The organism is Amazonocrinis nigriterrae CENA67, assembly GCF_016056305.1.
Taxonomy (GTDB): Bacteria; Cyanobacteriota; Cyanobacteriia; order Cyanobacteriales; family Nostocaceae; genus Amazonocrinis; species Amazonocrinis nigriterrae.
Genome location: NZ_JAECZC010000056.1, coordinates 67410 through 84630, shown reverse-complemented (window position 1 = coordinate 84630; position 17221 = coordinate 67410). Strand labels below are relative to the sequence as shown.

Sequence of the window (17221 nt, the reverse complement as noted above, 5' to 3'; positions counted from 1 at the left end):
TTAAGTATAGCTTTGCAATTAGAGAAATTGCAAAGATTTACCAGCAAGAAATTACTACTTTCACAACATTAGCAAGGTTTTTTTCTCTGACGTTTCATACAATAACCCATTGCACTAGCAACAATAATTCCAGCCATTGTTCCAGGTTCAGGAACGGAAGTAGCTCTCCCTGTACCAGTAGTTTGTACACATGCACTAGAAGGTGGACAAATTGTGACAACTTCTGATTCGATCTGACCAAGGAGAGTAGAAGTATCTAAAGGACTTTTAACTCTCCATCGAACTTGAAAGAAAGTCTGTATTCCGGCAAAAGGAGAAGATCCGCTTACTATACCTTGACCTGTCATATCAGCTATTAAATCTTGTCCATCAACCCTATATGAACCTGTTACAAAGGGAGCAATAGGAATGGATTGTAACCCCAAAGCATTCAAAAGGGGAAAATGAAGTAAAAAGTTGAGATTAAAAATACTTTGCTTGGTATCCGTATCGAAGGTAACTACACTTGGTAAATTGGGGTTCTGTCTTGCAGAAATTACCCCTGTAGGAACTTCTCGACTACCAATTGGTAAATTAACTGAATTAAAAGTGCCATTAAAATCATCAACAGTCTGTTTAATAATAGCGGCTGATGCTGATTTTGACATTACAGTCAATAGAACTGTTACAGAGGCAAGGCAGTAAATACTTTTTTTTGCAAACATAATAACCTGTTACTTGGATTTATTTATTAGCTGGAAAATGCATCAAATTTCATAGATTGAGCATATAAAAATCTTAAATCATCAATGGAAAATTATTATACTTATTTCCTGTTCTTATAGGTAATTTTACAAATTAAACCAGATTCTTATAGAGAACTTGAAGTATTTTGCTATCAGTAGAGTGATACTATTACTTTTGTAACGCAGCCAATTTTAACCCACCAAATTTTTAACTGATTCAGCAAAAATTTGAGGAGCTTCAACTTCAGGGGAGTGACCTGCTTTTTGAATATATATTTCTTCATAATCAAGAGTTAACTGGCGAGTCTGACTCTTATCAGTATGTGCATGAGAACCATCACATTCTCCCCAAATAATCAGGCTGGGTTGTTTAACAGGTTCTAAATCAGGTTGCTGTTCTTGCAAGTAAAATTGAAAGCACGAAGCTAGAGAAAAGCACGCTCCCAACTTGTAGGACGAAAGTGCTATTTCAGTTAATTTTTGCGCTGTTTGAGATTCTGCACTTACGAGGTCAAACCAGCTGCCACAACGCTTTTGTTTTAGGAAATGTAAAGCTATTTGGCCCAGAAAAGGAGTAGAGAGAATACCTTGAGGATCTCTGCCTTTTTTCCACTCCAAAGCACCTTGCCACGTGGGAATTTGATTAAGAACCATGTGAGAAACTAACTCAGGATGAAGGTTAGCAATTTTAATGGCACAAAATCCCAAAAGGCAAGGAAAGCTTAATACATAAGGGCCTAAATTGAGACGGGTTAAGAATTGAACTAAGATGGTTGTAATAAAGTCAAAATCATATCTAAAACTTAATCTCTTGGGAAAGGAAAATCCAAATCCTGGTATTTCAAAAACAATAACTCTAAAATAGCGAGAAAGCTCGGTAATTGTCTGCTCGTAAGACTCAATAGTTAAAGGAGGGTCTGTATTGAGTACAATAGTGGGTTTGTTATCTCCAGTAATGCAATAGCGTATCCACGTTATCCCCATATCCATAAATTGAATATTAGACCGAGAACGACTAGCAGGACTGTAGATGATTGAGGAACTTCTCAAGGTTGGCAAAGCCGTATCAATTAAGGTTGCAAACATATTTAAGTTGCTTGTAAGTAAATTATGGTAATGTCAGGCAGTTTTTGCTACTGAAAAAAGATGATTTTCGCATAAAGCTTTTACAAAGCTACTATTTCCTTCTTTTTGACATTCTGAAATGTATGCTTTTGTAGATGTTGCCTTCTAGCTTCAAAAATCAGAAACAAAACCTGCTTTGACATACCTTTGATAACTTTTTCAGGAAATGAATTCAAGTCTTAGCATTTACCTAATGAAGTTGACCAGATATTATCAGTTTTTAGGTCAACCATAGGGGGTTACGGTCGCTAAACCAGTAGCCACAAGGTTTTCCTTAGTCCCTTTCACAGAAAACACATCAGCTCTAGTAATGACTTGACTAAAGGTCGATTTAATCACATAACCTCTAGCAATCAATTTTTCCCCAACTGCAGGGGCAATAAAGTTGAGCTTGTATTCCGCAGTCACGACATCACCAACTTTAGAAGCTGCTGCCCAACAACAGGCACTATCAATTAAAAAGCCAATTACAGCTCCGTGAGTAAAACCATTATGCTGCTTTAATTCTTCTCGCATAGGGACTATTAATTCAGCAAAGCCATCTTCACAAGCAGTAATCTCTGCATTCGTCCAGACTGTAAAGGGAGATGTCTGAATTGCTTCTCGTAGGGAAACGATATTAGCAGGAGTTCTAATTTTAGCAACAGGTTTGTTGAGTTTTTCGGTCTTGATCGTAGCATCCATAAGTTAAGAAAATCCTGAGATTGTACAAGCACTGGCTGAAAAAATTAAGCAACTATTTTGGGATTAAACCTTTTGGCTTTTACTTGTTCTGGAGTTGGTCGCTTGACATTTTCAGCCCAGCCTAGTTTTTCCAACAAGCTAATAAATGACCCACTAGGATCTATTTGCCACCAATCAATATTTAGTAGAGCAGAACCGGGAAAAGCATGATGATTGTTATGCCATGCTAGTCCCAAAGTGGGAATTGCTAGAAACCAAATGTTACCACTGTGACTGTTGGCTTGATCGACAAAGGGACGAGTACCAAAAAGGTGGCAACCAGCGCGAATAATCAAATCTCCCATTAGGGTCATCACACAAAATCTGAAACATCCTCCCCAAAGAAAAGCAGTCCATGCACCAGAAGCAGTCCCGGTAAATAAAAAACCTAGTAAAGCTGGCAGGAGGAACGAGGACAAAACGATACCATAAAAATAGTTATTGATCATCACCATTGCTGGTTCAGCGAGTACATCCTTGGCATATCGTTCAGGTGAAGCGATTTGGTTGGTTTTGGAGTTATACTTCCAGCCAAAAAAGGAGTGCCAGATATTTCTGATCCTAGACAAAGGTTTTTCCGCTGCAATGTGATGGGGAGTATGAGGATCGCCTTGTTGATCTGCATAGATGTGATGACGACGATGATAAGCCACATACTCAAGAATGGGTGCTTCACCTGTCATTGAGCCAGCCAATGCTAAGAGAATCCGTAGGGGTTTGACTACTTTATAGCTTTTATGAGCAAAGAGTCTGTGCATTCCTGCTTCTCCTGCCAAACCCACAAGGTTAAACATGAAAAGCAAAATTCCCAGGTCAATCCAACTAATGCCTTGATGCCCAAAAGAAGCGATCGCCCCAATTGCACCAATCAGACTGATCATATCGATGGTGGGATACCACGCATATCTGATCCATTTCCTGATTCCCGACAGAGGTCTATATTGAAGATGGCGGTGATCTATTTCTCCAGATTGAAAAACTTCTGTTACTTCTGTTACTGAATACTGCTCTGAGATTTCAGCTAAATAGCTTGCTTGTTGCATAGTTATAAACTTTAATTTTTACTCTTCAGATACTTTCTTTGACTGTTTCGAGAGTTTCCAGTTGTTGCAATAGATACAGCAACTTGGTACGCTGCCGTTGAATTTTGCCACTGGTGGTTCTGGGAATGGTATTTGACTGGAGCAGTACAGTATCATGAACTGTCAGTTGATAATGGTTATAGACAGCAGTCTGAACAGCTTGTTTAAGCTCATCAGTGTAGCGATCAATTTGCAGTGCAAATTGGCGAACTACTTCAGTCACTACTATAAGTTTTTGAGCATAGGTTCCAGAAACGGAAAACACAGCGCAATTAACTTCGTTGAAGGCGGGGTGAGACATTTTGACCGTTTCTTCAATATCCTGTGGGTAATAGTTTTTCCCATCGATCACGATTAAATCTTTGAGCCGCCCTGTAATATAAAGTTGCTGCTGAGAATCAACAAAGCCTAAATCTCCTGTCCGTAAAAATGTCAATCCATCACGATAAACAAATGTTTCCTGATTTTTATCGGGTTGTTGCCAGTAACCGCGCGTAATACTCGGCCCTGCAATCCAAATTTCTCCAATGTGATGAGAAGGACATTCTTTTAAAGTTTGAGGATTGATGATGCGTAAGGACAATTCTGGCATGACCTGACCATTGCTCACTACCGTGCGGGTGTTGCCCTTCTGCTGGGATGCATCTGCATCCAGGACTTCATCGCCGCTACAAGGGATAGTCAAAGCCAAAGGTTCTTGAGATTTATCTGTACCGCTAACAATTAGGGTTGCTTCTGCCAAACCATAACAAGGTAAAAAGGCAGATTTTCTAAAGCCGTAGGGAGCAAAGGTATCGCTAAACTGTTCTAGGGTATGGAGTTTGATATGTTCAGCCCCATTGTAAGCTACATCCCAAGAGGATAAGGATAGTTCTGCTAACGATGCGGGATCGATGCGTTTGACGCAGAGATCATAAGCAAAATTAGGCCCCCCTGTAGTTGTTACCTTTTTGTCAGAGATGGTTTTTAACCAAAGTTTCGGACGTTGGAGGAAGGTAACCGGAGACATGAAATAACAGGGAAATCCTACATACAAAGGCTGAAAGATACTACCAATCAGTCCCATGTCGTGAAATAGGGGAACCCAAGCTAACCCTATGCTGTTACTAGTGTGACCGAAAGTGCGCTGAATCATTTTCTGGTTAGCTATGATATTCTCATGACTCACTATCACTCCTTTAGGAAAAGAGGTAGAGCCAGAGGTATATTGCAAAAAGGCAATTTCGTTACTTTGTCGGTCAACTGGAGTCAACAGAGGCTCTAAACTTTCTAGTGAAGGAAAAGTCTCGATCAAATCAAATGTTTCTGAGCTTTCTTTCACAAACAAGTCTTGGACGCTTGCATCCGTTACTACTAAACTTGCATCGCAATCGCTAAAAATCTTTTGATAGTGTTCGCAGTTATGTTTGCGGTTGGGTGAACTCAGGGGAACTGGAATGCGATTAGTGTAAAGACAGGCGAAAAAGGTGATCACAAATTCAGGGCTGGTGGATAACTGAATTGCCACGCGATCGCCGCTTACGGTTTTTTCGCTCAACCATCTTCCTAACTTTTGAACGGCTGTTAATAAACTGGCATAAGTGAGGTGAGCATATTCCCTACCTCTAGTATCTAGAAAGTAATAGAGGGGTTGATGGGGTTGATTTTCTGCTCTCAAGAGCAACTTTTCAATCAAACTATTAAATTGACGAGAATTCATCGAATGTTTTCCTGAGAATCAGGGAGTGGAAATAGTTTTTGCTTCAGCCTATAATCTGCCAAAATTGAGGTAGATTAAATCAGTGAACAGTAAACAGTTATTAGTTATCCAGACCTATGTTATTAGTGTTATAGCGCACAACACCTATCAAAATTGTTGGGAAATTCTGACCCAAATATCAACACATTACTGTTTACTTATAGCTGCTTACTGACAACTGATAAAGGGCTAGAACTATAGCAATTTTATCAAGAAAGGCAGAGGGCAGAGGGCAGAAGGCAGAAGGGATTTATCCCTTCTCCTGAGTGCCCGAACCATCTGCGCGACCGGAGGGAGCAAGGGTTTAAGACCCCCACCAAATTTCAAGAAAGGTGGCTCCTTTTCAGGAGGGGTTTGAATCCCCTTCTGAAAAGAACCTTCTGCCCTCTGCCTCCTGCCTTCTGCCTTCTTCAAGAGGAAAATGACTCTAGATTCCTTAAGCTGCGGGGATGAAAGTCACAGGTAGATAGGTTAAGGTACGAGTGATAAATCCCTCTGGATGCCAACGATAATCAGGATTACTCAATCTAATTTCCTGTACTCGTTCACAAAGGTAAGTAAACAGAAGTTGGCCTTCTAATCGGGCGATCATCTGTCCTAAGCAATTGTGTATGCCATGCCCAAAAGCAATTTGAGCCGCAGCATCTCGTGTGATATCAAAAGTATCAGGATTGTCAAATTGATCCTCATCTCGGTTGGCAGAAGCAAGACACAGGAGCATTTTCTCTCCTTTGTGAATAATCTCAGAGCCAACTTGCAAGTCACTTACTGCTAGGCGTACCGTTTGCTGTAAGGGTGGATCAAAGCGTAGAATTTCATTAATGACTTGTTTGTTAGTAGCTTTTCCCTCTCGGAAGATTTGCCACTGTTTGGGGTGCTGAATAAAAGCTAGAATTCCATTAGTAAGCAATCCCTTAGAAGTTTCGTGACCAGCGACGAAGGTCATCACACAGGCGATACTTAACTCACTATCTGAAAGTCGATCTTCTCCGACTCTGGCTTGAATTAATTTACTGAGTAAATCATCGCCCAAATGAGTTTTACGGTAATCAATTATTTCTTGAAAAATAGCTAGGCAAGCTTGTAAATCTTCCTCAATGCGACGTATACGCATTTTGGTCAACAAACTTGGTTCTAAGATAGAACGAACGCGGTGAATATATTGATCGATAGTTTTGATGTACTCATGAGGAATGCCAAGCAGATGGGCAAGAGTATACAAGGGTAGTTGATGGGCAATCTGAGCAAAATCAAAACTAGCTTCTTGAATTCGCGGAGCAATTAACTCCTCAATTAGCTGCTGAACATAAGCAGTATGGGCATTAATATTGGTGTTACTGAAAGCTTGTCCTGCCAACCGACGCAAGCGTGCATGATCTGGGGGGTCAGTAAAGACGATCGCCCCTTTACCCAATTCTACCAAACCGGGAATATCACCAACTTTTTGTTGCACTACGTACTGGGGAATGTAGTTAACGCTGACAGCATCCGAGTTCAACACTTGGATAATGTCTTGATATTTAGTCACGATCCACATATCGAAGGTATAATGAATCGGATTTTGTTGGCGCAATCCTTGATAGGTAGTGTAAGGATCTTCCCGAAAACCAGGTACAAAGGGATTAAACTTAACCGGAGACTGAGCGGTAGTGATCATTTTTAGATATGACTCCTTATTATATCGTGTCCGTTGAAAGACTTATCATTAAGAACGCAGGGGTGCAGAGGTGCAGAAAAGAAGGTTTTGCGGCTTCTGCACACATGCACGCCCATAATCACTAATCAGCCGGACATGATATTAGCAGATGCAAAAAGCTATCCGAATTATTTAGTTTTATTTAGCTAAGGATTGCATTTCCAAGCGTAGGAGTAAGATTTGCCCGAAGTAAAAACCTGCAACTGCTAACTTCAGATACTGTTCGTATTTCAGATAGAGTTCTTCACCAAATTGCTCTATGATCAGCAATTTTTGACGGCGGAGGTTTTTCAGCCACAAGTCGCAAGTTTTACCATAGTGGAGGCGATCGTTGCGGTAGGTTTTGATTTCAAATAACCCATCGGATGCCATAAAAATCTCACCAGGACGTGGTAACTCAGAATCAGGAAAAATCTCTGTTTGGGTGAAGACATTTTTATCTTCGGCATTTAACGAGCCGTAGGCGATCGTCTGCAAGGATAACTTGCCTTTCGGTTTTAACCACTCTTGACAACGGCTGAAAAACTCTCGATAGACACTAACTTTTTCTTCTAGCGAGGCTCCTGGTTGGGCAAAGTGTTCAAAAGCACCAATAGAGATGATCGCATCATAGGGGGTTGTTGGCTGATGGACAATCCAACTTTCTTCGCAGACTTGGATATTGGGGATATTGAGAGCGCGGATATGCAGATATTGATTATGGCTCAACGTCAACCCCGTAGCATGATTATGGGGATCTGAGTTGATATGGCGTTGCATTAATGCTCCCCAGCCACAGCCAATATCTAACAGTCTTTTGCCAGTTGTTGCACCTGAAGCATTCAGATGCCAATCAATTTTTCGTTGTTGGGCTGTTTCTAGGTCATCATCCAAAGTGGGAGAATCCCATAAACCAGAAGAGTAGGTCAAACTAGAATCTAGCCAAAGGGTGTAAAATTCGTTGCTGACATCGTAATGGTGCTGGATGGCTGCGGCACTACCGCCCCGGTTAGTTACACTTGCTACCATCTTAAGCACTCCTAACAACATTTTCTAAAGCGTTTTCTTCTTGTGCCGCTTCGGCTAGATAAGTAGAAACTTGAGCAATTGTATTGAACTCAAAAAATAGAGAAGGACTTAGCTCAAAGCCTAACCATTCTTCCAAATCTCCTACCAGTGAGACGGCTGCCGAAGAATTAAGTCCAAACCGCTCAAATTCATAGTTCTCGTCAATTTTTTCTGCCTCTACTTCGAGGATATCTGCTAAATAAGTTTTGATCCATTTGCTAATTTGCTCTTGAGTTTTCATGACATCTCCTGATTGAAAGTGCTAAAAGTTTTAGATGAATTAGGCGTTGATTTCTCGTGCTTCAATTTTGTCTGGGGTAGGAACTTTCACATCCCAAGCCAGATGGAAAACTTCGAGTAATTGAATAAACCAGTATCCTGGATCTAGGCGATACCATTCCAAGCCAAAGGAGGCTGAAGCCGGAAAGGCGTGATGATTGTTGTGCCATGACTCACCAAAGGACAATAAGGCAATAGGCCCAAAATTATGACTGTGTTCTTCGGTTTGAAAACGCTTCATGCCAAAGCAATGCAAGAAGGAGTTAATTGACCAAATTGTATGTCCTCCCCACAGGATTCTAAACACGCCTCCCCAGATAAATCCTGCTAACGCTCCAGCCAAACTCCAGTGGTACAACCCCCCTAAAATTGCGGGTAAAACTAAGCCTAGGGAAGCCCACAAATAGTAGTGTTGATCAACTTTAATCAGGGTTTTATTTTTGATTAGATCCGGTACGTAGTGAACAACACTAGGATATGGGTGCTTGTACATCCAAGTGACGTGGGAATGAACTAAGCCGCGAATGCGATCGCGCCAATTATTACCAAAAAGATTTGGTGAGTGAGGATCACCAGGTTTATCACTCAATTCATGGTGGCGACGATGTAACGCTGACCATGAGATTACACCCCCTTGACCAGCCATTGCACCCCAAATAACCAGCATGACTTGAACTGCTTCGTGGGTTTTATAGGAACGATGGGTAAATAAACGATGGTAGCCAGACGACACCCCAAATCCTGTCATTAACCAAAATAAGACAAATAGGAAGATCTCAAATGGCCCGAATGGAATATAGGGTAATAATGGTAAAGCTATTAAACTCCCTATAATTGGTAAGATTTGAAAGAGAATAAAATGCCGCTTTTGTAAGCGATGCAAAAAGGGGTTATCAACCACTTTTTTCCGTTTGGTATCGTCTGTTAAAATCGACTCTACATCTACTGTTTCTGTATTCATGCGTATTTGCTCACACTGCTAAATTACCATTGCTGAATTAGGTGATAAATTGATATTTTGGGTGCAAGGAAGTTGAGCTAATAATCTCAATATTATGCTTAATTTAGCTTCCATACATTCAGTAGAGAAAAAGTCAATTACTACTTGATATCAGCAATGCTTTTGTTTCTCACTACACATTTATTTATGGGTTTTTCACAAGGAAATATTCAAGTTATATTATAACAAAACTGATATCTTGTACCTAACAGAATAAACACTGAATACTGTAGAAAAGATGATGGCGCTTCATATCAGTGTCCCTAGCTTTTTGTTGGGTTTTGCCCTTGCGCGATCGCCCCCCAACTACAGCCTGTGTCCGCCAAACAACCGTGATAGACCAAGTCTGCATAATTTGTTTCCTCAAGTATGAATACTCCAATATTTACAGTAAAAATAAATCTTTGATAGTACCCTTGAGGGTAGTATTTAAGTGAACTCTTGCACTATAGTCAGGCACTCAAAAAGACTTAACCCACAATATTCTCGAATGAGTGCATGTTGATTGTGAATGCACATCTGGAAGGGGCAAGTGTGCGATCGCTCAGGGCAAACGCATCTAATATAGTAGATATATACTATTTCAGAATATATATTGATTTATTTTGTTTATGATTCACTGAATTTTTATAACAATCTATATTATTTTGAAATCATCTTTAATTATTATTAGGAAATAAGATGCGTTTCCCCTGGTGTTTATCCTGCTAATTGCAAGATCTGAGGTAATAAACTCCAGTCCAGGCGGGTAAATTAATAATGCTCTTTCGCCAATAGCATTTCGAGACTGCAACTGAGTGGCGATCGCACGAGATTGTCGATCTAATTGTTGATAGGTCAAGTTGCTTGTTTCAGTGTCCCCATCTTTGAGAAATCTAAAAGCTACTTGATCTGGTTGATCATAAGCCCTGTAGTTTAACAGGTCAACTAAAGTGTTGAAGTTCGCAAAGTTGTTTAACTGCATTAAATTACCAAAACATTTAGAAACTCTTTGTAGCAAATTTAGTTGCAAGTTTTGGAAGCCCAATTTCAATTGCAACGTTTTTTTAGTGCAACTGTAACAGTAAATATACTGAAATTGCGATTTGTAAAGTTATTTATTAAAAATTAAAAGTTGTGATAACTATGCCGTAATAAATATTACTGTACCAGTTTGTAAAAATAACTTTTTTCAATAATTAAGTTCCTGGTTTAATTAATTACATCACTAATATGAGCTTAATAATTTTTTCAAGTCAAGATAATTGGTATTGAATAACCTGACTTTTTTAATCAGCCAAAATGCTAAATAATACTTTTATCGTAATAATTTTGTAGACTTTAGTTGTGATCTTTTACTAAGTTTATTCTATTAATTTATTACTTTTACTTATAAAGTATACGCAAGCAAGTTGTGGAAAAATGTATTACTCGAAACTGCTTGCCTACGCAAGGACATTTTATATCAAATTTTATACATTTAAACATCAACACTTTCAACGCCAGCTTCAATTAGCGCAAGAATATGCTCAACAAAACTTTGTTGTTAACCAATAGGTGCTACATAGCTGAAAGCTTCTACAACAGCTTCCCGCCGACAAAATAGGGTATGAGTAAACTGTCTCCCTACACTCCACACCCTGTTTTTGGTGACTATGACTTGCAACGAAGAATTATCAAATATTCGTTATTTTAACCTTTTGCTAGCGGTTTCTTAATGTTACTGAGATAATTTGAGATTGCTGAATAAAAATTAATACCAATAAATTATCTAGCTAATTGTCTTCTGGTATGTACTTTGTTTTATCACACTGATCTTGCGATCGCTCCAGGCACCAGCACAGCCTACTCCCCGACTATAAAGTTCATCTTTGCAGTCAACGTTTTTTACTGGCAATCAAAAAAATGGCATTTACATTCCCAAGTAACCGCGCTGCAAAATTTTGACTCACAAAATCTACATCTATCCTAATTCCAATTATTTAGGAACCTACTTATAACCGTAGCCGGATAGGTGAGGACGGTGTTGATTGCTCATAACATGATACTCAGCACTTTGCTATACAAGCCTTGAAGGCTGCTTGTTTTGAGGAATCGCACCACCAACTCTTCTGTAGATGTCTTCACGGTGAAGCACTTAAAGTTAGATTCACTACACACAAAAATTCTCAGTAAACACACTATTTATGGCATCAACAATTCTTACTCCTGGCGACATTGCACTTATTGGTTACATTAACAACGGTAGTCCTGACTCTTTTTCTTTTGTCAACCTAGCGCCTATTGGCTCAGGTACGGTCATTTACTTCACTGATAACGGCTGGACTGGTTCAGGATTTAGGGGAGTGACTAGCACTGATACTGATGGTAATGAGAACTTAATCAAATTCACCGCTAATGTTGACCTGCCTGCCGGTACAGTTATCCGCAGCAGTGACACCTCCTCATCGAATTTCACTTGGACTAAATCAGGGTCAGTTGTTTCCGGGCTAGCAGGCAGTTATGCGGATCTGTCTCTTGCTCAAGGTACTGGCTTATCCGGTGGCGATCAAATTACGGCTGTGCAATCTACAGGTACAAACCCATTATTATTAGGTTTTACAGCTATCTCTCAAATTGACTACACTGGTGCATTTGAAGATGCCACTTCTTCAAATACTGGTAATGTAGCACCTGGGTTATCTCAAGCTGATAACACAGCAGTTCTGTTCAACAACTCGGCGACTTACGCAGCGTTCAATCTCAATACACTCAACAGTGGTACTAAAGCTGATTGGCTAGCAGCAATCAACAATGCTGCTAACTGGACTTTTGGTAGTAATACTACTTTACCCACTGGTAGCATTGTTGTTTCTGGTGGTGCAGGTTCGCAACCAGACCTGACTATCAGCCAAACTGATTCCCCCGATCCTGTAATTGTTGGCAACCCCCTTACTTACACCATTACTGTCAGTAACAGCGGTACTGCCAATGCCAGCGGCATTTCAGTGCAATACACTTTGCCTAGTGGGGTAACCTTTAACGGTACAACTGTTGCCAATGGATTCACTGCTAGCGTCTTAGCTGGTGTTGTGACTTTTTCTGGTGGCAGCATAAATGCTGGTAGTAATGCTACCTTGACTGTTAGCGTTACCCCTAATTCTACAGGGACTCTTACCAGCGGCACAGCAATTGTAGACCCCAACAATACCATTGCTGAGAGCGACGAAACCAACAATACTGCTGCTGCAATTACTACCACAGTTAATGATGTAGTAGTAGGACAAGCGCCAACTATTCAACTAGATACAGCCAGCTCCACAGATTTATTAGATGCTAACGGTGCGTTGCCAACTACAGGAACAGGGGCAATTAGCGGTGTGATTGGTAATGCCAACGACCCAGCAAACACATTGGGGGTAAACTTTACCATCGCCGACCCCGATACCCCTGTAGAAAATTTGACTGTCACAGTCACTAGCAGTAATGCAGCGGTGGTTCCTAACGGCAATCTAACCCTAACTGGTACTGGAGCCAGCCGTAATTTGAAAATTAATCCTGTAGGTGTTGGTAGTGCCAATATTACAGTCACTGTTAGTGATGGTGGTAGTACTGCTAATTATGCGATCGCCTATGCAGCATCGGCGAATAACGGTACTGCCACAACTCAATTTTTAACGGGTACAAGCGATGCTTCTACAGCTATTCCCGTGGGTGGGACATTCTTCTTAGAAGCTGATGATGAAAATCAAGTTTTGCGCCTCTACGACTTTAGCAAGTCGGGGCTTCCTGTAACTGGTTTTGACTTCACAAGTTCTCTAGGGCTGACCCAAACTGATGGTTCTGGCGAATTACGAGAAGTAGATCTTGAAGCTTCTACCACAGTAGGCGATGCCTACGGCGGTAAACTACGCATTTTTTGGTTAGGTTCACAAAGCAATAGCGATGACGGCAAAAATCGCCCTAACCGCGATCGCCTTTTTGCCACAGATGTTAGTGGTACAGGAGCATCCACCACACTTAGTTATGTGGGTCGCTACGACTTTTTAAAGGAAGACATCATTAATTGGGATGTCAATAACGGTCACGGCAAAGGAGCCAATTACTACGGCTTAGCTGCCAGCGCTGCAACTAATGTCGGTTCCAAGCAAGCCGACGGCTACAATATTGAAGGCTTGGAAATTGCTCCCGACAACACCACAGCTTATATTGCCTTCCGCGCCCCCCAAGTGCCCCCGTCTGGACGCTCCAACGCCCTCATTGTTCAAGTTACCAACTTTACAAGCTTGATATCAGCTAGCGGTGGTACACAAGGCTCAGCACAGTTTGGCACCCCTATAGAATTAGATTTAGGCGATCGCGGTATTCGGGAAATCCGCAAGAATGCTAATAACCAGTACGTGATTATTGCTGGGCCAGCAGGAGACGCAGGAGCAGCCCCCAACGATTTCCGCCTTTACACTTGGGATGGTAATCCCAACAGTCAGCCACAATTGCGTGCAGCCACATTAAGAGCCAGCTTCAACCCGGAAGGAATTATCACCATCCCTGATAACCTAACAGATACTTCTCAAATTCAATTCGTTAGTGATGATGGCAACACCGTTCTCTACAACGACGGTACAGCAGCCAAAGACTTATCACAGAACAATTTCAAAAAATTCCGCACCGATAGCATTACACTGGGCGCTGTAGTCCTCACTCCTCGTATTCACGACATCCAGGGCGCCTCTCACATCTCTCCCTTAAACGGGCAAAAAGTAGCTGATGCACCAGGAATTGTTACAGTCGTCAAATCTAACGGCTTTTATTTACAAGACCCCAACCCAGATAACGACGATCGCACTTCCGAAGCCATTTTTGTTTTTACCTCATCAGCACCAACTGTGCAAGTGGGCGATTCAGTACTAGTCGGGGGTACAGTAACTGAGTTCCGTCCTGGTGGTGCTAGTGGCGCTAACAACCTGACGACCACAGAAATTACTAGCCCCACCATTGTCAAACTTTCCAGTGGCAATGCTTTGCCAACTGCGACGATTCTGGGTAATGGCGGCAGAACTATCCCAACATCGGTAATTGATAACGACACTACCAGTAATATTGAAACTGGAACGACCACCTTTGACCCTGCCCAAGATGGCATTGATTTCTACGAAAGCTTAGAAGGAATGCTAGTACAGATCAATAATCCTGTGGCAGTTAGTCCGACTAATTCTTTTGGGGAAATTTGGGTACTAGCAGACAATGGCGCTAACGCCACCGGACGCACAGCACGCGGCGGTATCGTGATTAGTGCCAATGATTTTAATCCAGAGCGTATCCAAATTGATGATACTCTGTTTAGCTCTGGTAGCTCACCCCAAGTTAACGTCGGTGCAACTTTCGGCACGATTACAGGTGTGGTCGATTACAGTTTCAGCAACTACGAAGTTCTGCCTACTTCGGTGACTGTGACTTCCAACACCTTGACTAAAGAAGTTACTAATTTAACGCCCACCACTGACCAACTGACAATTGCTACCTTCAATGTCGAAAACCTTGACCCAGGCGATAGTGCAACCAAGTTTAACAACCTTGCTAGCCGCATTGTTAATAATCTGCAATCGCCGGATATCATTGCTCTAGAAGAAATTCAAGACAATAACGGGGCGACGAATAACGGCGTAGTTGATGCCAGCACTACCTTCCAAACATTAATTGATGCAATTATTGCGGCTGGTGGCCCCACCTATGAATATCGCCAAATTAACCCACAGAACAACCAAGATGGCGGTGAACCTGGTGGTAATATTCGGCAAGGTTTCTTATTTAATCCCAACCGAGTGCAGTTTGTAGACATTCCTGGTGGCGATACCCTGACAAATACCACAGTCAGCGATGTCAATGGTGTGCCTACACTTTCTGCTAGTCCTGGTCGTATTGATCCCACCAACTCAGCCTTTACTAGCAGTCGCAAACCGTTAGTTGGTGAATTTACTTTCAACGGTGAAACTGTTTATATCATTGGGAACCACTTTAATTCTAAAGGTGGCGACCAACCGCTATACGGGCCAAATCAACCACCAACCCTGACAAGTGTTACCCAGCGTCAGCAACAAGCCACGGTGGTGAAAAACTTTGTCCAAAGTATTTTAGCCATCGACCCCAATGCCAATATAGCGGTAGTGGGCGACTTAAATGATTTTGAGTTCTCTAACCCCGTCAGCACCCTAGAAAGTGCTGGACTAACTTCTCTAATTGAAACTTTGCCTGAAAACGAGCGTTACACCTACAATTTTGAAGGCAACGCCCAGACACTTGACCATGTTTTAGTGAGTAATAGTTTGCTTGGCAAGTTGGATGGGTATGATGTAGTTCACATCAATTCCGAGTTTGCCGATCAGGATAGCGACCATGACCCCAGCTTAGCTCGGTTTAATCTGCCTAAAAACGATGCTCCTACAGAGCTAGCATTGAATGCCACCAGTGTCAATGAAAATGTTCCAGCCAACACAGTGGTAGGCACATTTACCACTACTGACCCTGACACAGGCAACACTTTCACTTACAGTTTAGTTGCTGGAACTGGTGATACTGATAATGCTGCTTTTGCGATCGCAGACGATAGCTTGCAAATCAAAGCTTCACCGGACTTTGAAACCAAATCTTCCTACAGCATTCGGGTACGCAGCACCGATAACGGTGGACTTTTCGTCGAGAAGGTGTTGACTATCCAAATTAGCGATCGCAACGAAGCGCCAACAGCCGTAGTTGATGCAGTCAGCATTGCTGAAGACGCAACTACATCTAATCTCTATGCTACCTTGCTGAGTAACGATACTGACCCTGATATTGGTGACAGTAAAAACATTATTGCTGTTGATACTACAGACACCACAGGGACAGTCTTCTTTGACCAAAACACGCAAAACTTGACTTATACTGCCTCAAATTTTGCCTATCTATCCCAAGGACAAACTGCGACTAATAGTTTTACTTATGCGATCGTTGACAGTCAAGGTTTACAATCTACTGCTACTGTAAATATTACCGTCGTCGGTGTTAACGATGCTCCCACGGTGCAACCCCTTGACGACCAAATCATCTCTACTAACCAATCCTTCTCTTTCAATGTTAGTAACAAATTTACTGACATCGATCAAGCTGACACCCTCAGCTACAGTGCTACAGGCTTACCCACTGGGTCTAGTATTGCTACTAATACAGGTGTCATATCCGGCACTATCTCCCAAGTTGGGATTTTTGCAGTCACAGTCACTGCTGCTGATGGCAATGGTGGCAATACTAGCGATACCTTTGACCTGACCGTTGCCAATAACAAGGCCACTTCTGGTGATGATATCATCTTTATCGAGCAAATTACTGGAATCGAAAAATACATAGTCAATGCCCAAGCCGGGAACGATCGCGTTATTGGTACTAATGCCAGTGAGTTAATCTACGGTGGAACAGGCAATGATTACCTTGATGGCAAGGGAAGCGCTGACATGCTCCTTGGGAGCGATGGTAATGACACAATCTTAGGTGGACTTGGCAATGACATGCTTTCTGGGGGTAATGGCAATGACCGCCTGATTGGTTGGGGGGGTGGTACAAACGAAATCGACTTACTCACAGGTGATCAAGACGCAGATACTTACGTCTTGGGTGATACCAGTTCAGTTTTCTATGCTAGTTCCGGAAATGGTGACTACGCCGATATTCTCAGCTTGCAAGCAAACGATCAGATTCAGCTTCAGGGAATTGCTAGCAATTACTCATTGGGGTCAGCATCAGCCGTGTCTGTAAATAAACTTGCTGTTGGCATTTTTACCAACAATGGAACGGAATTGATTGCTGTTGTAGAAA

At 41.7% G+C, this 17221-nt stretch carries 12 protein-coding genes; 1 reads left to right on the top strand and 11 read right to left on the bottom strand.

Going from position 1 to position 17221, the window contains the following annotated elements:
* Positions 1-68 precede the first annotated feature (68 nt).
* The 11 genes from I8748_RS23825 to I8748_RS23775 all read right to left on the bottom strand — a co-directional run bounded on the left by I8748_RS23825 (position 69) and on the right by I8748_RS23775 (position 10379).
* Entirely contained in the window at positions 69-704 is a 636-nt protein-coding gene (locus I8748_RS23825; protein WP_198127016.1) for a PEP-CTERM sorting domain-containing protein, read from the bottom strand.
* Between the two features lie 213 nt (positions 705-917).
* Positions 918-1811 (bottom strand): alpha/beta fold hydrolase, encoded by an 894-nt coding sequence (locus I8748_RS23820; RefSeq protein WP_198127015.1) that lies wholly within the window; start codon positions 1809-1811, stop codon positions 918-920.
* 264 nt (positions 1812-2075) lie between these two features.
* Positions 2076-2534: a PaaI family thioesterase gene (locus tag I8748_RS23815; RefSeq protein WP_198127014.1), complete on the bottom strand. Its 459-nt coding sequence runs from the start codon at positions 2532-2534 to the stop codon at positions 2076-2078.
* A 44-nt stretch (positions 2535-2578) separates the two neighbouring features.
* Positions 2579-3616: an acyl-CoA desaturase gene (locus tag I8748_RS23810; RefSeq protein ID WP_198127013.1), complete on the bottom strand. Its 1038-nt coding sequence runs from the start codon at positions 3614-3616 to the stop codon at positions 2579-2581.
* Between the two features lie 25 nt (positions 3617-3641).
* On the bottom strand, positions 3642-5354 hold the full coding sequence (locus I8748_RS23805) for a fatty acyl-AMP ligase (RefSeq protein WP_198127012.1): 1713 nt from the start codon (positions 5352-5354) through the stop codon (positions 3642-3644).
* Between the two features lie 475 nt (positions 5355-5829).
* Entirely contained in the window at positions 5830-7050 is a 1221-nt protein-coding gene (locus I8748_RS23800) for a cytochrome P450 (protein WP_198127011.1), read from the bottom strand.
* Between the two features lie 177 nt (positions 7051-7227).
* Complete coding sequence (locus I8748_RS23795) at positions 7228-8097, bottom strand: class I SAM-dependent methyltransferase (RefSeq protein WP_198127010.1); 870 nt, start codon at positions 8095-8097, stop codon at positions 7228-7230.
* A 1-nt stretch (position 8098) separates the two neighbouring features.
* On the bottom strand, positions 8099-8377 hold the full coding sequence (locus I8748_RS23790) for an acyl carrier protein (protein WP_198127009.1): 279 nt from the start codon (positions 8375-8377) through the stop codon (positions 8099-8101).
* Between the two features lie 39 nt (positions 8378-8416).
* The gene (locus I8748_RS23785; RefSeq protein ID WP_198127008.1) at positions 8417-9376 is read right to left on the bottom strand and encodes an acyl-CoA desaturase; all 960 of its coding nucleotides are present in this window, start codon (positions 9374-9376) and stop codon (positions 8417-8419) included.
* A gap of 244 nt (positions 9377-9620) precedes the next feature.
* Positions 9621-9767, bottom strand: a complete 147-nt coding sequence (locus tag I8748_RS23780; protein ID WP_198127007.1) for a hypothetical protein — start codon at positions 9765-9767, stop codon at positions 9621-9623.
* A 285-nt stretch (positions 9768-10052) separates the two neighbouring features.
* Positions 10053-10379 (bottom strand): AMP-binding protein, encoded by a 327-nt coding sequence (locus I8748_RS23775; protein ID WP_198127006.1) that lies wholly within the window; start codon positions 10377-10379, stop codon positions 10053-10055.
* A gap of 1201 nt (positions 10380-11580) precedes the next feature.
* Between I8748_RS23775 and I8748_RS23770 the strand changes: the two genes are divergently transcribed.
* The coding region (locus tag I8748_RS23770; RefSeq protein WP_198127005.1) for a CARDB domain-containing protein at positions 11581-17221 on the top strand (5641 nt) is incomplete at its 3' end.